The 14,799-nt window shown below is 71.4% G+C and carries 14 protein-coding genes; 7 read left to right on the top strand and 7 right to left on the bottom strand.

Annotated features, from left to right (window positions below; translation table 11 throughout):
- The first annotated feature begins 172 nt into the window (after positions 1–172).
- The 5 genes from K8556_RS24375 (at position 173) to K8556_RS24355 (ending at position 6,315) form a co-directional block, all read left to right on the top strand.
- A complete protein-coding gene (locus K8556_RS24375) occupies positions 173–1,519 on the top strand; it encodes a VWA domain-containing protein (RefSeq protein WP_223742482.1) in 1,347 nt (448 codons plus the stop codon).
- 167 nt (positions 1,520–1,686) lie between these two features.
- Entirely contained in the window at positions 1,687–4,008 is a 2,322-nt protein-coding gene (locus K8556_RS24370) for a protein-disulfide reductase DsbD (RefSeq protein ID WP_223742481.1), read from the top strand.
- Between the two features lie 64 nt (positions 4,009–4,072).
- Positions 4,073–4,660, top strand: a complete 588-nt coding sequence (locus K8556_RS24365) for a redoxin domain-containing protein (protein ID WP_223742480.1) — start codon at positions 4,073–4,075, stop codon at positions 4,658–4,660.
- Positions 4,661–4,765: 105 nt separating this feature from the next.
- The gene (locus tag K8556_RS24360) at positions 4,766–5,347 is read left to right on the top strand and encodes a hypothetical protein (RefSeq protein ID WP_223742479.1); all 582 of its coding nucleotides are present in this window, start codon (positions 4,766–4,768) and stop codon (positions 5,345–5,347) included.
- A complete protein-coding gene (locus tag K8556_RS24355; RefSeq protein WP_223742478.1) occupies positions 5,311–6,315 on the top strand; it encodes a nucleotidyl transferase AbiEii/AbiGii toxin family protein in 1,005 nt (334 codons plus the stop codon). The genes K8556_RS24360 and K8556_RS24355 overlap by 37 nt, the downstream gene beginning before the upstream one ends.
- On the opposite strand, the gene K8556_RS24350 is transcribed toward K8556_RS24355, so the two are convergent.
- The gene (locus K8556_RS24350; RefSeq protein WP_223742477.1) at positions 6,291–7,259 is read right to left on the bottom strand and encodes an oxygenase MpaB family protein; all 969 of its coding nucleotides are present in this window, start codon (positions 7,257–7,259) and stop codon (positions 6,291–6,293) included. The genes K8556_RS24355 and K8556_RS24350 overlap by 25 nt on opposite strands.
- A 121-nt stretch (positions 7,260–7,380) precedes the next feature.
- Here K8556_RS24350 and K8556_RS24345 point away from each other — a divergent pair, with 121 nt between their 5' ends.
- Entirely contained in the window at positions 7,381–7,617 is a 237-nt protein-coding gene (locus tag K8556_RS24345; protein ID WP_223742476.1) for a hypothetical protein, read from the top strand.
- Between the two features lie 27 nt (positions 7,618–7,644).
- The gene (locus K8556_RS24340) at positions 7,645–8,259 is read left to right on the top strand and encodes a hypothetical protein (RefSeq protein WP_223742475.1); all 615 of its coding nucleotides are present in this window, start codon (positions 7,645–7,647) and stop codon (positions 8,257–8,259) included.
- Between the two features lie 15 nt (positions 8,260–8,274).
- On the opposite strand, the gene K8556_RS24335 is transcribed toward K8556_RS24340, so the two are convergent.
- The 6 genes from K8556_RS24335 to K8556_RS24310 all read right to left on the bottom strand — a co-directional run bounded on the left by K8556_RS24335 (position 8,275) and on the right by K8556_RS24310 (position 14,680).
- The gene (locus K8556_RS24335) at positions 8,275–9,189 is read right to left on the bottom strand and encodes a S1C family serine protease (protein ID WP_223742474.1); all 915 of its coding nucleotides are present in this window, start codon (positions 9,187–9,189) and stop codon (positions 8,275–8,277) included.
- A gap of 12 nt (positions 9,190–9,201) precedes the next feature.
- On the bottom strand, positions 9,202–10,092 hold the full coding sequence (locus K8556_RS24330) for a S1C family serine protease (protein ID WP_223742473.1): 891 nt from the start codon (positions 10,090–10,092) through the stop codon (positions 9,202–9,204).
- A gap of 117 nt (positions 10,093–10,209) precedes the next feature.
- Entirely contained in the window at positions 10,210–11,139 is a 930-nt protein-coding gene (locus K8556_RS24325) for an HNH endonuclease (RefSeq protein ID WP_223742472.1), read from the bottom strand.
- 23 nt (positions 11,140–11,162) lie between these two features.
- Complete coding sequence (locus K8556_RS24320; RefSeq protein ID WP_223742471.1) at positions 11,163–12,020, bottom strand: ROK family protein; 858 nt, start codon at positions 12,018–12,020, stop codon at positions 11,163–11,165.
- A complete protein-coding gene (locus tag K8556_RS24315) occupies positions 12,017–13,210 on the bottom strand; it encodes a glycosyltransferase (protein ID WP_223742470.1) in 1,194 nt (397 codons plus the stop codon). The genes K8556_RS24320 and K8556_RS24315 overlap by 4 nt, the downstream gene beginning before the upstream one ends.
- Positions 13,211–14,680, bottom strand: coding sequence for an asparagine synthase C-terminal domain-containing protein (locus tag K8556_RS24310; RefSeq protein ID WP_223742469.1), 1,470 nt, complete (start codon positions 14,678–14,680; stop codon positions 13,211–13,213). It abuts the gene before it with no gap.
- Positions 14,681–14,799 lie beyond the last annotated feature (119 nt).

Raw genomic sequence — 14,799 nt, 5'->3', positions numbered from 1 at the left:
GGTCAGGCCGGACACGTTGCTTTCGCGACCGGAAACCCGACATCCTCCCGGAACAGCGACAGGACTTCCGGGCGGACGCGGGCCCGCGCAGGGGCGTCCGGGGCCAGGAGGTCGTCGCGACGGCAATCGCGTCGAAGAGCGGGATGGGGCCACCCACCATGCGGGAGTGCGGATGAAGCAGACGGCCTGGGCAGTGGAGCGCGACGCGGAGGGCGGCCGTGAAGTGCTGCTGCTGGTGACCCTGGAGGCCGAAGCGGAGACGCCTCGGGCCCCGGTGGCGGTGAACCTGGTCATCGACCGCAGCGCGTCCATGCGGGGCGCGCCGCTGGCGGCGGCGGTGGAGGCGGCCCGCGCGCTGGTGGAGCGGGCGGGGCCCCGGGACTACGTGGGCCTGCTCACCTTCGACGCGGACGCGGAGCAGGTGCTGCCCGTGCGCGCGATGGAGCCGGGCGCGAAGGCGGCGTTCCTCAAGGCGCTCTCCCGCCTGGACTCCGGGGAGGGCACCTCGCTGCACGAGGCCGTGGAGAACGGCGCGGAGGCCGTGCGGCGCGTGCTGGTGCCGGGCGCCCGGCCGCAGTTGCTGATGCTCACGGACGGCGAGCCCTCCGTGGGGCCCACCGCGCTGGGCGAGTTCAAGGTCCTGGGCCAGCGGGTGCACGACTCCGGCGTGGCGCTGCACGCGCTGGGGCTGGGCAAGCACTACCTGCCGGAAATCCTGGAGGCCCTCACCGGCCCGTCCGGCACGGGCTTCACGCACGTGGACGACGCGGAGGGCCTGCCGCTGGCGGTGGGCGCGCTGGGCGCGGAGCTGTTCGGCGAGGTGGTGGCGGACGCGCGCGTGTACGTGCTGCCCACGGGCTTCGCGGACCTGCGCTGCCGGCACCGCTACCCGTCGCGCGTGGAGGGAGACGCGATGAGCGCCGCGCTGGGGGCGGTGTCGCACGCGTTCCCGCGCCGCGTCCTCTTCGCGGGCGTGTTGGAGAAGGGCGACTGGAACCTCACCGTCACCGCTTCATACACGGAGCACGGCGACACCCGGCGGCTGTCCGTGCCGGTGACGCGCCTGCTGCCGGACAGCGACGAGGGCCGCTTCGTGCGCGCGGTGTCCGCGGAGCTGGAGCTCGTGTCCCACGAGGCCGCCGCCTGGAAGGCGCTCTCCCGCCGTCAGCAGGACGCGGCCGAGCGGGCGCTCGAGGGCGCGGACAAGGGGCTCTACAAGCTGGCCCGCCTGGGCTCCGCGGAGGTCCCCGCGCAGCGGCACGTGGACCGCCTGGCGGACCTGCGCCGGGCGGTGGAGCGCCGCGCGGCCCAGCCGTCCGCCCTGGGCGTCCGCCGGGCCCAGTCGGAGGTGTCGCGCATCACCATGAGCCGCATCGGGCCGGCGCTCCCGGCCCCGGCCCATGCGCCGCCCCCGGCCCGCGCGGCCCTGCCCGCCGCCGCGAACGGGGGCTCCCCCCCGGCGGGGACCCTGGACGGCGCGGCGCTGCTGCCCTGGAAGACGGGCAACACGGAGTCGTAACCGCCCGGAGTCCTTGAGCGTATGGGGGATGGCGCGGCGGCCCGGGGTGGCCCCTGGCGCCGGGCGTGCGGGCATGCGGAATGCCCGGCTGCCCGGAAGGTTGAGTGCACCCTGTGGGGACGCATCCCAGGTAGCACGGCGTTTCCAGGTGGATTAACGGGAGTCGCATGACGCATCCGTGGAGCAAGAGGTCTGGAAGCCGGCTCGGTGGGCTGGGCGTGGTGGGCGCGCTGCTGTTGGCGGCGGGGGCCCAGGCCGCGCTGCCGCCCACCGCCGTGGGCAGCACCGCGCCGGACGAGGGCGACCCGCGCCTGGAGGGCGCGCTGCTCCTGGATGCCACGCAGGTGAAGGCGGGCGGCGACTTCCGCGTGGGCGTGCGCCTCAAGCTGGACCCGGAGTGGCACGTCTACTGGAAGAACCCGGGCGACTCCGGCCTGGCCACGGACGTGTCGTGGGATGTGCCGGGCGTGACGGTGGGCGATTTGCGCTGGCCCTTCCCCAGCACGTTCCGCACGCCGGACGGCTTCATCACCACGCACGGCTACCACGACGAGGTGCTGCTGTTCGCGCCCGCGCACGTGGCGGAGAACGCCTCGGGCACGCTGAACGTGTCGGCGGCGGTGGACGCGCTCGCGTGCAAGGTGCACTGCATCCCCGCGCAGTTGGTGCTGACGCGCACGGTGCCGGTGGGGCCGGAGACGGTGCTGGACCCGGAGTTCGCGCCGCGCTTCGACGCCGCGCAGGCCCAGGTGCCGGCGCCGGTGGGGGCGGAGGGCGCGCCGCGCGTGGCCCTGGCGCTGGACGGCGCGACGCTGACCGCGGGCCAGCCGTTCACCGGCACGCTCACGGTGACAGGGGCGGACGGCAAGCCGTTCGCGGGCGACGTGGAGGGTGACTTCTTCGTGCCCGGCCGCATCCTGGGCGTGGACAGCGTGGCGCTGACGCGCACGGCGCCGGGCACGTTCGCGCTGAAGGGTCAGGCGTCGTCGGTGGTGCCCAAGGGCGAGCCCCGGCTCACGGGCGCGCTGCGCCTGGGCACGAAGGCCACGGGCTTCACGGCGGTGGACGTGGACACGGCGCTCGCGCCGGTGGTGGCGGCGGCCGGCGCGCCAGCGGGCCCCGCGCCCCTGAAGGTCCCGTCGGTGAAGGACGCGGTGGGCAAGGTTCAGCCCGTGGTGGCGGCGGCTCCCGTCGCGGCCGAGTCGTCGCTGGGGCTGGGCGTCGCGCTGCTGTTCGCGTTCCTGGGCGGCGCGCTGCTCAACCTGATGCCGTGCGTGTTCCCGGTGCTGGCGCTCAAGGCGTACGGCTTCACGCGGATGGTGCAGGAGGAGAAGGGCAAGGTGGCGCCGCACGCGGCGGCGTACGCGGGCGGCATCCTGGCGACGATGCTGCTGCTCGCGGGCGCGGTGCTGGCGGTGCGCGCGGGCGGGGCCAGCGTGGGCTGGGGCTTCCAGTTCCAGGAGCCGCTGTTCGTCGCGGGCGTGAGCGCGGTGCTGGTGGCGTTCGCGCTCAACCTCTTCGGCGTCTACACGCTGGGCGCGGACGGCACGGCGCTGGCGGGCAAGGTGGACCAGAGCCACGGCCTGATGCGCAGCGCGGGCGAGGGCGTGCTCGCGGTGGTGCTGGCGACGCCGTGCTCGGCGCCGCTGTTGGGCACGGCGGTGGGCTTCGCGTTCGCGGCGGGTCCGGCCACGGTGGTGGCGGTGTTCGTGGCGCTGGGGTTGGGCCTGGCGCTGCCCTTCTGCCTGCTGGTGCTGGTGCCGGGGCTGGCGAAGCGGCTGCCCAAGCCGGGCATGTGGATGGAGCGCGGCAAGCAGTTCCTGGGCTTCGCGCTCCTGGGCACGACGGTGTGGCTGGTGTGGGTGATGGGCGGGCTGGCCGGCGTGGACGGCATGGCGCGGCTGCTCGCGTTCCTCATCGCGGTGGGCCTGGTCACGTGGCTGTACGGCCAGTCGCAGGGCCTGGAGGGCGGGCGCCGGGGCGTGACGGTGGCGCTGGCGGCGCTGGTGCTGGTGGGCGCGGGCGCGGTGGCGCTGCGCTTCGAGGAGGCGCAGGCGTCCGTGGAGACGCGCGGCGCGGCGGTGGCGTCGCACGGCGGGGCGCAGGCGTGGGACGAGGCGGCGGTGACGGCGGCGCTGGCGGCGGGACAGCCGGTGTTCGTGGACTTCACGGCGGACTGGTGCCTCACGTGCAAGTTCAACGAGCGCACCGTGCTGTCGCGCGACGACGTGCGGCAGGCGTTCCTGAAGCACAACGTGGCGTTCTTCGTGGCGGACTGGACGCGGCGGGACGCGCGCATCACCACGAAGCTGGCGGAGCATGGCCGCGCGGGCGTGCCCATGTACCTGGTGTTGAGCCCGGGCGCGCCGGACAAGCCGGAGGTGCTCAACGAGCTGCTCACCGCGGACAGCGTCATCCAGGCGGTACAGCGCGCGGCGGAGTGCGGGTCTCCGTTGAAGGGTGGCTCGGTGGTGTGTGCCCGGCCTTGAGCTGGGAGTGAAGTGGCGGTAGGGCTGTTCGTTGCGCGGCGTTCAACTCATTGGAGGTTCCGTCATGAAGCAGGTCTTCAAGGCTCTCGCTCTCACCGCGGCTTTCGTGTCCGCACCCGTCTTCGCCGCTGACACCGCGGAGGTGGGCAAGCCCGCTCCGGCGTTCACGCTGAAGGACGAGGCGGGCAAGGCCCACTCGCTGTCCGAGTACAAGGGCAAGGTGGTGGTGCTCGAGTGGACGAACCCGGAGTGCCCGTTCGTGAAGCGGCACTACGAGGCCAAGACGATGCAGAACACGCAGAAGGGCTTCGACGCGAAGAAGGTGGTGTGGCTGACGGTGGACTCGTCCTCCACGCACAACGCGAAGAGCGCGGCGGAGTGGAAGAAGAAGGAGGGCTTCAGCCAGCCGGTGTTGCTGGACACGGACGGCGCGGTGGGCAAGAGCTACGCGGCGAAGACGACGCCGCACATGTACGTCATCGACGGTGAGGGCGTGGTCCGCTACGCGGGCGCCATCGACAACGACCCGCGCGGCAAGGAAACCACCAAGGTGAACTACGTGCAGACGGCGGTGGACGCGCTCCTCAACGGCAAGCAGGTCGCGACCCCGAGCTCCGAGCCGTACGGCTGCTCCGTGAAGTACAAGAGCTGAGCCGCTGTCCGCGTCGTGAGGCTTGAAGGCCCGTGTCCCTGCGAAGGGACGCGGGTTTTTTCGAAGTTGACGTTATCTTTTTTCTTCGGGAAATTTCGTACCACCATGCCCGCCGCCGTCCATCCCGTGCTGGAGCCGGGCCGCGTCTACCGGACGAAGGAGCTGGCCACGTGGGGCGCGAATGCGCCTCGGCTGGCCCGGCGATTGGTGGGCGAGGGCGTGCTGATTCCCCTGGCGCATGGGCTCTATGCCTGTCCCAGGCGGGGGCGCTTCGGCGTGGTGGCTCCGTCCGATGAAGCCATCATGAAGGCGTTCCTGGAGGGCAGCCCGTTCGTCTTCACCGGGCCTGAGCGATGGAACGCGCTCGGGTTGGGGGCCACGGCGGTCTTCGCTTCGGCGCTCGTCTACAACACGAAGCGCTCGGGACGCTTCGAGTTGGGGGGAAGGACCTTCGAGCTGCGGCGGGTCGCCTTCCCCCAACCCCCGACGCCGGAGTGGTTCGTGGTGGATCTCTTCGAGAACGCCGGGAGTGCCGGCGTCGCGCCCGCTGGGTTGACGCGTGCATTGACGCGAGCACTGAAGCGAAGCGCGTTCGATGTCCGGCGGCTCGGAGAGATGTCTGACCGGTTTGGTAGGCAGAGCACGCGTGAGTGGATCCACGAAGCGATCCGCTCTGCCTCTGCATGACCTTCATCCACGAAGACCCCGAATTCGATCAACTGCTGCGAATCGTCGCCGACAAACGGCGGCTCTCCCTGGGCCTTACCGAGAAGGACTACTGGGTCACCCATACGCTGTGGGCCCTGCACGACACGGGCTTCGAGGACTGGTTCAAGGGTGGCACGTCACTCTCGAAGGGCTTCTCCCTCATCCAGCGGTTCTCGGAAGACCTGGACCTCAAGCTGGAGGCCGGGTCGGTCGAGCTTCCCCGGGTGACGGATTGGAGCCGCACCGGAGCAGGCGCGACGAAGGCCCGCCGGGCGTACTTCGAGGCCTTGGCCGAGCGCATCCAGGTCCCAGGAGCGCGGACGGAGCTGGATGTCGATGGAGCGGATCGGCACTGGCGCTCCGCCAGTGTGCGCATCCTGTATCCGGCGCAGCACCTGGGCAGCATGGTGGGAATCCTGCGTCCCTTTGTCCTCCTGGAAGTCGGCAATGCGCGGGTGACGCCTTTTGTCCGGCGTGACATGGCGTCATTCGTCCACGAAGAGCTCAAGGCCCAGCGGCAGTTGACGGACTTCAAGGACAACCGCCCCAGGGCCGTGCGGTGCGTCCATCCCATGGTCACGCTGTTGGAGAAGGTGGATGCCATCCAACGCCGGCTCCAGAGGGAGCCGCTGGAGCCTGCTACTTTCGTACGTCACTATGAGGACGCGGCGCGCATCATCGCCGCGGAAGAGGAGCTACCTCCTCTTGCTGACTACCCGGACGTCCGTGCGCTGGCCGAGGAGATGATCCGGCAGAAGCAGATCGCGGCGCCTCCTGTCGGAGACGTGCGGCACTTTCTCCCAGGTGGTGAAGGCACCGCGGCCATCCAGGCCGCCTTCGAGGCAATCGCCCCGATGTTCTGGGGGCCACGTCAGACGCTGGATGAGTCCGTGGCGGCCCTTTGTGCCTGGCTCACCCGGTTTCATTCCGCGTCGCGGTGGGCGTAGTCCGGGCCCAGGCCTTCGATGCGGTAGGCGTTGCCGGGGTAGGTGCGGTTGAGCGTCGTCTCCAGGGTCGACGGGTAGCGCTCCAGGGAGACGTGGCGTTTGACTCGCTTGCGCAGCTTGAGGGCGCCTCGGACCAGACCTCCCACCCAGGCGGGTGGGGATTCGAACTGGATGGCGGGGAGCAGGCGCGGCGGCACCAGGCTGAGGCTGATGGGGGCCACCAGCGGACGCAGCGGGCGCGGGACCCAGCCGGCGAGGATGTCCACGGTGGATTGGGCCACGCGGTGGCTGGCCTCGTTGGGGATGAACTCGCGCGCCTCGTAGTCGCGGATGAAGGCGTCGTAGGCGGGCTTGTCCTCGGGGAGGTCCTTCAGGCCCATGCGGCGGCCGATTTCGCACCAGTAATGGAACCAGGCTTCCTGCTCGTGCGCGGTGAAGGGACGCCAGCCGTAGTTCGCCATCCACTGGATGGGGAAGTCGATGAACGTCCACAGCACGAAGAGGAAGTCCTCGTTCGGGATGCGGAAGAAGGAATGGATGTGGTTCATCTGCTCCAGCGAGCGGCGCCCCGCCTCTCCCTCCCAGCCGCACTCCATGAACCGCGCGATGAGCAGCCGCGTGTCGTCGTAGCGCTTCTGGCCCCGCTTGTTGAACTCGCCCGTGCGGTCCAACAGGCGTGAGACGGAGCGGCTGCCGTAGGTGTGGAAGAGGGCGATCTCCGTGGACCGCACGATGTCGAAGGGGAACTCGTAGTTGGTCAGCAGGTGCACGATGCGCTGGCAGTCACGCCGTGCATCCAGGGAGGCGATCTCCCGGCTCACCTCGGGCAGCCGCGCTCGCCAGAAGGGCTTCCGGTAGACGGGGCCGGGTACGCGAGCGGCGGAGGGCTGACCCGTGCCGCTGAAGGGACAGCCGGAGGGGACAGCGTCGGCCGGGTGGGGCATGGCGGGGCGGCTCCGGGATGCGAGGCAGCGGGCCATGCTAGCCCGCCAGTGGCCTTGTCGGAGGCGGAGTCGCGCCGGACCTTGTCCTGGAGGGCAGGACATCCAGACAGGAGACGCGACCATGGCCAGCAACAAAGGGCCGCCGGTGAAGGGGCCCGAGCGCACGGACACTCACAGCGCGGAGGAGCTGGAGCGTGAAGCCAGGCACCAGCGTGCGGGCACCGAAAGGGGCGACGTGACGGACGAGGACGTGGGCGAGGACCGCATCCTCCAGAAGGGCATTGGCGGCTACGGCGCGCAGAAGGGCACGGAGCCCGCGAGGGAAGCGCCGCCGCTCAGCGACGACGGCGAACGGTAGCGCCCGCCGGGGGCCTAGAGTGCGGCCATGGTTCCCGCCCGCCTCGTGCGTTCCTGCTGTGTCCTGGTGCTGTTGTTCTTCGCGATGCCTGGGGTGGCGCAGGAGACGCCTGCCCCGGACGCGAAGGCGTGGCTCGCGGAGCACAACGCGGAGGCGGTGCGCGTGAACCGGACCGCGATGGGCATCCTGTTCGGCTGGGCGGTGCTGAACATCGGCACGGGCGTCGCAGGACACTTCGCGAGCGAAGGCGAGACGCGGGCCTTCTTCCAGGCGAACGCGGCCTGGAACGTGGTGAACCTGGTCATCGCGGGGCTCGGCTATCACGGACAGGCGACGGCGGATCCGGCCTCATGGGACCTGGCGCGCAGCCTGTCCGAAGGACAGCGGATGGAGAAGCTGCTGCTCTTCAACGCGGGCCTGGACGTGGGCTACATCGCCTTCGGCGGGCTCCTGTGGGAGCGAGGGCTGCGCAAGGACTCGGAGCGCTTGAGGGGCTGGGGCAAGAGCGTGCTCATGCAGGGCGCGTTCCTGCTCGTGTTCGACGGCGTGCTGACGTTCCTCAACGCGAAGCTGAACGGGCAGCTCACGGCGCGTCTGGTGCCCGCGCCGGACGGCGTGGGCTTGATGCTGACGTGGCCGTGAGCCTGCCCGTTGAGCTCAGGCCGCCACCGGCTCGCGGCGGTGGCGGGCCCGGGCGGAGACGCCCTTTCGGCGGCCCTTGCGCAGCACGTCCAGGTGCACCTCCTCCTCGGTGGCGAGCGCCATCAGCCGCTGCAGGTCGTCCACGCTGTTGACCGGCCGGCTGTTGATGCCGAGCAGCAGGTCGTCCGGCTGGAGCCCCGCGTCGTCCGCGGGCGTGCCCTCCTGCACCTTCAACACGCGCACCGCTCGCGGCTGGCCGGTGTCCTTCGCGAGCGCGGGCTCCAGGTTCACCGCCGTGGCGGCGATGCCCAGGAACTTCCGGTCCACCCGGCCGCGCTGGATGAGCAGGCTCGCGACCCAGGCCGCCGTGGTGGCGCTCACCGCGAAGCCAATCCCCTGCGCGAACGGCAACACCAGCGTGTTGAGCCCCACCACGCGCCCTCGCGTGTCGAGCAGCGGCCCGCCGGAGTTGCCCGGGTTGATGGCCGCGTCCGTCTGGAGCATCCCCTCCAGGATGACCCCGTCCGGCAGCGTGATGGAGCGGTTGATGGCGCTCACCACGCCCAGTGACACCGACTGCTCCAGGCGGAAGGGATTGCCAATGGCCATCACCAACTGCCCCACCCGCACCGTCTCCGGATCCGCGAGCGGCAGCGTGGGGAAGTCCTCGCCCTCCGCGCGCACCACCGCGAGGTCCGTGGGCGCATCGCCGCCCACCAGCGTGGCCCGGCGCTCCTCGCCGTTGTGGAGCTGCACGGTGAGGCGCTTGGGCGTGCGCATCACCACGTGCCGGTTGGTGAGCACGTAGCCATCCGGCGTGAGGAACAGGCCCGTGCCGTGGCCGCGCGCGTGCTCCACGCCCACCACCGCCGGAGCCGCGCCGGCCACGAGCCCTTCCAGGTCATCCGAGAGTTGCTGCAACAGTTTCATCGCCGGCTCCTTTCAAGAACGCTTGCCCACGGTGATGGGCACCTCGCGCAGCTCGCCCGCGCGCAACACCTTCGCCTGGATGGACGCGCCCACCTTCTCGTCGCCCAGGTAGCCCAGCAGGTCCTCCACGCCGTGCAGCGACTGGCCGCCCAGGCTCACCAGCACGTCGCCCAGCAGCAGCCCGGCCTTCTGCGCGGGCCCTTCCGGATCCACGGACAGCAGGATGAGCCCCGCCTTCGTGCCTTCGATTTCACGCGGCAGGCGCACCGGGTAGGCGCCCACGCCCAGGTAGCCGCGGCGGATGCCGCCGTGCTCGCGCAGCGAGTTCGCCACGCGCGTCAGCGTGCCGCCGGGCAGCACGACCGCGGCGGTGCGCGAGAAGGCCGCCGTGGGGATGCCCAGGAAGCGGCCCTGCGCGTCCACGAGCGCGCCGCCGGAGAAGCCCGGAGGCAGGTCCGCGTCGGTCTCCAGGTAGCGGTCCACCTGGCCGCCCGCGTGCGTGCGCCAGTCGCCCCCGAACGCGCTGACGATGCCCAGCGTGGCCCGCGCGGTGCGGCCGGGACGGCCGATGGCCAGCACGATGTTGCCGACCTTCACGTCGTCGAGCGGCGCGGGCGCGAGCGCGGTCAGTCCACTCGCGTCGGCCTTGAGGAGCGCGAGGTCGGTGCTCGGGTCGCGGCCGACGAACTCGGCGGACACCGAGCGGCCGTCCGCGAGGCCCACCTGGATGGAGCCCTCGTGTTCGACGGCGTGGCTGGTGGTGAGGATGTGACCGTCGGCGTCCCAGACGACGCCGCTGGCGCCCCGGCGACGGCGGGCCTCGACGCGGACGAGGGAGGGAGCGATGCGCTCGACGACGGTGGAGATGGACTGCGAGAGGGACTGGAGGGTGTCGGTGGACATGGCGTGTTCCTTTCGAGCCTGAAACTAAAGGGCTCGAAATCGCGCCACATCGGCGGACCGGGCAGGACGGCGACCTACCCGTTCGGGCAGGACACCTCTCCTTCCGGTCAGGAGGTCTCAGCCCACCTGGCGGAAGCGCTCGTAGCGCTCTTCCAGGTAGAGCGTCCTGGGCCGCAGCTCCTTCGCGCGCGGCAGGTGGAGCGTCTTGCCCACGAAGCCCTTCAGCGCGTGCTCCAGCGTGGGGCCGTCCCGGGTGGCGAGCAGGCTGGGCGCCAGCTCGATGACGCCGTCGGGACGGAAGCCCATCAGGTTCGTGTCGAAGGCGCCGTGGTGGAGCCGGCAGAGCGCCAGTCCGTTGGGGACCTCCGCGTGGCCACGTTCGTCCCGGTCCGGGAGGATGTGGGCGCCGTCCAACAGCTCCGTGCGAGGAAACGCGCAGACCGCGCAGCGGCGTTCATAGGCGTTCAGGACGTGCTGACGGAAGGCCGCCTGATGCAGCCGCTTCTTGGCCTGCACCGTCGTGTATCGCCGCTCCAGCGACAGCAGCTTCGCGTCCGCCACGAAGCGCTGCCTCGCCGTCTCGGGCTCGGACACCATGACGTGGAAGGAGTGCGAGGCGAGGTCCACGTCCGAGATGTAGACGGGCCACAGGGGCCGGTAGAAGCCGGGCTCGATGCCGTAGAAGTAGACGAGCGGCGCGTCCAGTTGCTGCGCGCGCACGAGCCGGCGGTTGTCTCGCGCCTCCACGTCCGTGCCCTGGAACTTGTAGAGGAAGGCTCCGTCCGAGGCGATGTTGTCATCGTCGTAGCGGGCGACGCGGGAGCCTCGCGGGACGGTGGTCTTGATGGACAGCGCGGTCTCCTGCATCTGCCGGGGCCAGAAGATGCCGCGCGTCCGGTTGGCGAACAGATGCTGCTCGCCGTGGAGCTGGAAGCCCTCCGCGATGACCTCCCACGGCAGCACCTCTCCGTGACGTTCCACCAACGCCTGCAAGGCCTTGAAGGCCGCCAGCCGGATGGCCTGGTCGTTGTCGGAGGGCGTGGGCACGGTCCACGACCAGGTTACCAGGCTCAGCCGCGTTCGAGCAGGGCACCCCCCGGGCCGAAGCCCAGGGACAGGCACAGCACGCGGCGCCCCTTCACCTGGGGGGCTCGCCGCGCGGACTCGGCCGCCAGCTCCGCGTCGTTGAGCACCAGCACCGGGCCCCCCGTGTCCGGCAGGCCCGCGTGGGCGAGGATGTCCGGGACCAGGGACGCCGTGCCCTCGAAGCCGTAGGTGCAACCCCCGGGCATCAGGGCCTCATCCAGCGGACACGGCAATGCCAGACACAGCGCGTCCGGAGGCTCGCGGCTGTCCTCCGCGAGGAACGTCCGCAGCGCTCCCGCGATGAACGCCACCGTGTCCCGGATGTGATGTCCGTCCGCGGGACGCGGCTGGCCGATGAACAGCGGGGGCAGGGTGGAGAGGTTCCGCTCCACGACGCGCGTGGCGCCAGCGCGCGCGAGCTTGATGCCCGTCTGGCCCACGTCCACGCAGAGCGGGCTTCGCGCACCCTGGGCCTCCAGCATGCGCAGCCCCGCGCGCACGGGGGCGAAGCGCGGTGACAGCGCGATGTGCACCGGACGGCGCAGCGACGCCGTGGCGTCCCTCAACGCGGCGGGAAAGCCGTCCAGCTCCGCCAGGCCTCCACTCAGATACGCCGCGTCCGGCGCGTGCTGCTTCACCAGCAACGCGAGCGCCTCCCCTAGCGGAAGCATCATGCGGGCCGCGAGCGTGGCTCCAGGGACTCCCGCGCGCCGGTCGTCCTCCACCCACGGAGAGCCCAGCAGCTCCCACAGCTCGCGGCCGAACACGGGCAGGTTCCACACCTCCAGCGGTGAAACCCCCTCGGGGTGATGGCGGCGAGGGCTCCACTTCGAGCGACTCATGACACGAGCCCGGCGATGCGTTCCGCGGCGGTCCTCGCGCCATCGTGCGCGCGGTAGGAGCGGGAGATCTCCGCCACGCGCTCGCGCAGCGGTGACTCCGGCGCCAGCAGTCGCGCGATGGCCTCGCGGCACGACTCCACCGTGAGGGTCCTCGGGTCCCTGGCGAGCCCTGCTCCGGCCTTCTCCAGGAAGTGCGCCTGCACGGGCTGGTCGTTGCACACCGGGAGCAGCAGCATGGGCACTCCCGCCGTCATCGCCTCCATCACGGAGTTGGCGCCGCCGTGCGAGATGAACGCCGCCGCGCGCTCCAGCACCTGCCGCTGCGGCGTGTAGCGCACCGCCACCACGTCACCGGGCAGCGTGCCCGGGAAGTCCGTGTCCGCCAGCTCGCCCGCGCACAACACCAGCGTCACACCGAACGGCTTCGCGGCCTCCGCGATGAGGCGGAACAGCTCCGGCTGATACGAAATCTGACTGCCGAAGGACACGTACAGCACCGGCTTGCCGCCCAGGCGCTCCCAGGGGAAGGGCACCTCGTCGCCCCGGGCTTCCGGCGGAATGGAGGGGCCCACCAGCAGCGTGTCCGGGGGCACTCCCGCGTCCGGGCCCAGGAAGGCCTCGGTGGCGAAGATGACGTTGAGCCGGGGCGACAGGCACTCGCAGGTGCGGAAGCGCGCGTCGAAGCCGTGACGGCGGAACAGGGCCTGACGGTCGTCCTTCAACGCCCGCACGTTGCGCAGCAGGGGAATCTCCGGCCGCGGCTCCAGCAGCGTGAGCGCGGAGGACACGCCCGCCCACGGGATCCCCTCCGTGTGCGCCGCGAGCACCGCCGCGTACTGCATTCCGTCCAGCGCCATCACGTCGGGGCGGAAGGCGCGCACCACGTCGCGCACGGGCTCCAGCATCGCGGGGACGGAGTCCAGCAACAGCCCCCGGATCCACCTCCCCAGCGCCACGTCGTCGAGCACCAGCTTCGCCAGCGCTTCGCCTCCGGTCTCGATGCCCGGCGGCGCGGCTTCGACGTGCGGCAGGCGCAGCACCTCCACGCCCAGGGCTTCGAGCTGCGGCGCGGGTTCGGGGATGCACAGCCAGCCGACGGTGTGTCCCAGGCGGCGCAGCCATTGGGCCACGCCGACCATCGGGTTGAGGTGGCCCTTCTCAGGAGAGGTGGCGATGAGGACTCGGGACATTCAGGGAGGCGCCTCGGTGGGGGCCTGGAGCATGGCCAGGGACATGAGGCGCATCAACAGCCGATCCATCGGTCCGGCCCTCGGGTCGTCGGGCGACAGGCGGATGTAGCGCTCCAGCAATCCCAGAACCGCTCGCGAGTCGATGACCTGGAGGGGCTCCAGCCGCGCCGGAGACAGCCAGGCGCGATACAGCTCCAGCCAGCGTGAGCGCACCGGGCTGGAGAGGGCGGTGTGCCCATACCGGGGTGTCTTGCGCGCGAGGCGGACCTCCTCCGGCACCAGGGACCGCACCGCGTGCCGGAACAGCCACTTGCCGAACCCGTCCCGCAGCAGCACGGACTCCGGCAGGGCCAGCGCCACCCGCGCGAAGCCCTCATCCAGGTACGGCGTGCGGACCGTGAGCCCGTGGGCCCGGGCGCCCCGCAGTTCGGGCGGGAGGACGAGCTCGGAGAGCACCCACTTCGCGTACCGCAGCTCCTCGGACGGGAGCGCGTCTTCCGATGGCAGCTCCCACGGCGCGGCGAGCCCGGTCCCCAGGTTGTCCACAGGGAGGGCGCGCGGGGCGTGATCGTCGCTTCCGCCCTCGGAAACAGTCCTCAAGTTGTCCACAGGTGTGGGGTCTTCACGCGGGCCCACGGCTTGATCGGAGCCGAGATTCCCAGAGGGGATGGATGGCTTTGATTCCTGATCGCCTTCCAGGGCTTCGGACCGCGCCCTTCCCGAGTTGTCCACAGCCCCCCGTGCCGCCCCATGATCGCGCGAGCCGGCTCGGAGCGACGTCCACGAGTTGTCCACAGCCACCAGGACCCGCGCGGCCAGGGCCCGGTCCTCGTCCACGCGGGCCTTCGCGGAGCCGAGCACTCCCGGCGTGCCCTGGAGCACCTCATCCGCTCCCGCGCCGCTCAGGAGGACGGGGCCCGCGCCCTGACGCCGGGCCTCCCGATAGAACACGTAGCTGGCCACGGCGCGGGCGTTGAGGATGACCGTCTGGTTGGCGAGGACCGCGTGCTCGAACAGGTCCGGGAGCACGGCGTCCGGGACGAGCACGTCCACCAGCTCCGCGCCCGTCATCTTCGCCATCCGCCGCGCGTTGCTGCGCTCCACCGCGTCCGCGAAGTGCACGTCCATGGTCCACGCGCGCACCTTCCCCGGTGCGTGCCGCGCGGCCATCGCGCACAGGGCCGCGCTGTCCACGCCGCCGCTCAGGCTCACTTCGTGGGTGCCCGCGTCCACGTGCGCCCGCACGATGTCGGACCATGAGGACAGCAGCCGCGCCGCGAGTGCTTCTTCGTCCCGCGCCCCGGCCTCGCGGAGGACCCCGGGCAGCGTCACGCCGATGGGCGCTGTCCCCGGCCGCAAGTCCGTGCTGGAGGCGCGGGCATGCAGCAGCAGGTCGCTCACCGCCCGAGGAGACAGGCCGCGCGCGGGAGCCTTTCCTGTGGGGGACACCGGGGGAGCGCGAGGCGGCATGCGGTCCGCATCATAGGGTTCGTCTCCGCGCAGCCGTAGCGCCCGTGGCTGCCCGCTCAGGAAGCGGACCGAGGTGGCGCCAGGGCGAGCGCCGCCAGACGGTCGCCCTGATTCATCCC

Origin of the sequence: Corallococcus sp. AS-1-12 (genome assembly GCF_020036995.1) — a bacterium.
In the GTDB taxonomy this organism is placed as follows: domain Bacteria; phylum Myxococcota; class Myxococcia; order Myxococcales; family Myxococcaceae; genus Corallococcus.
The sequence above is the reverse complement of the archived record's forward strand: the minus strand, read 5'-3'. Positions and strand labels throughout refer to the sequence as shown.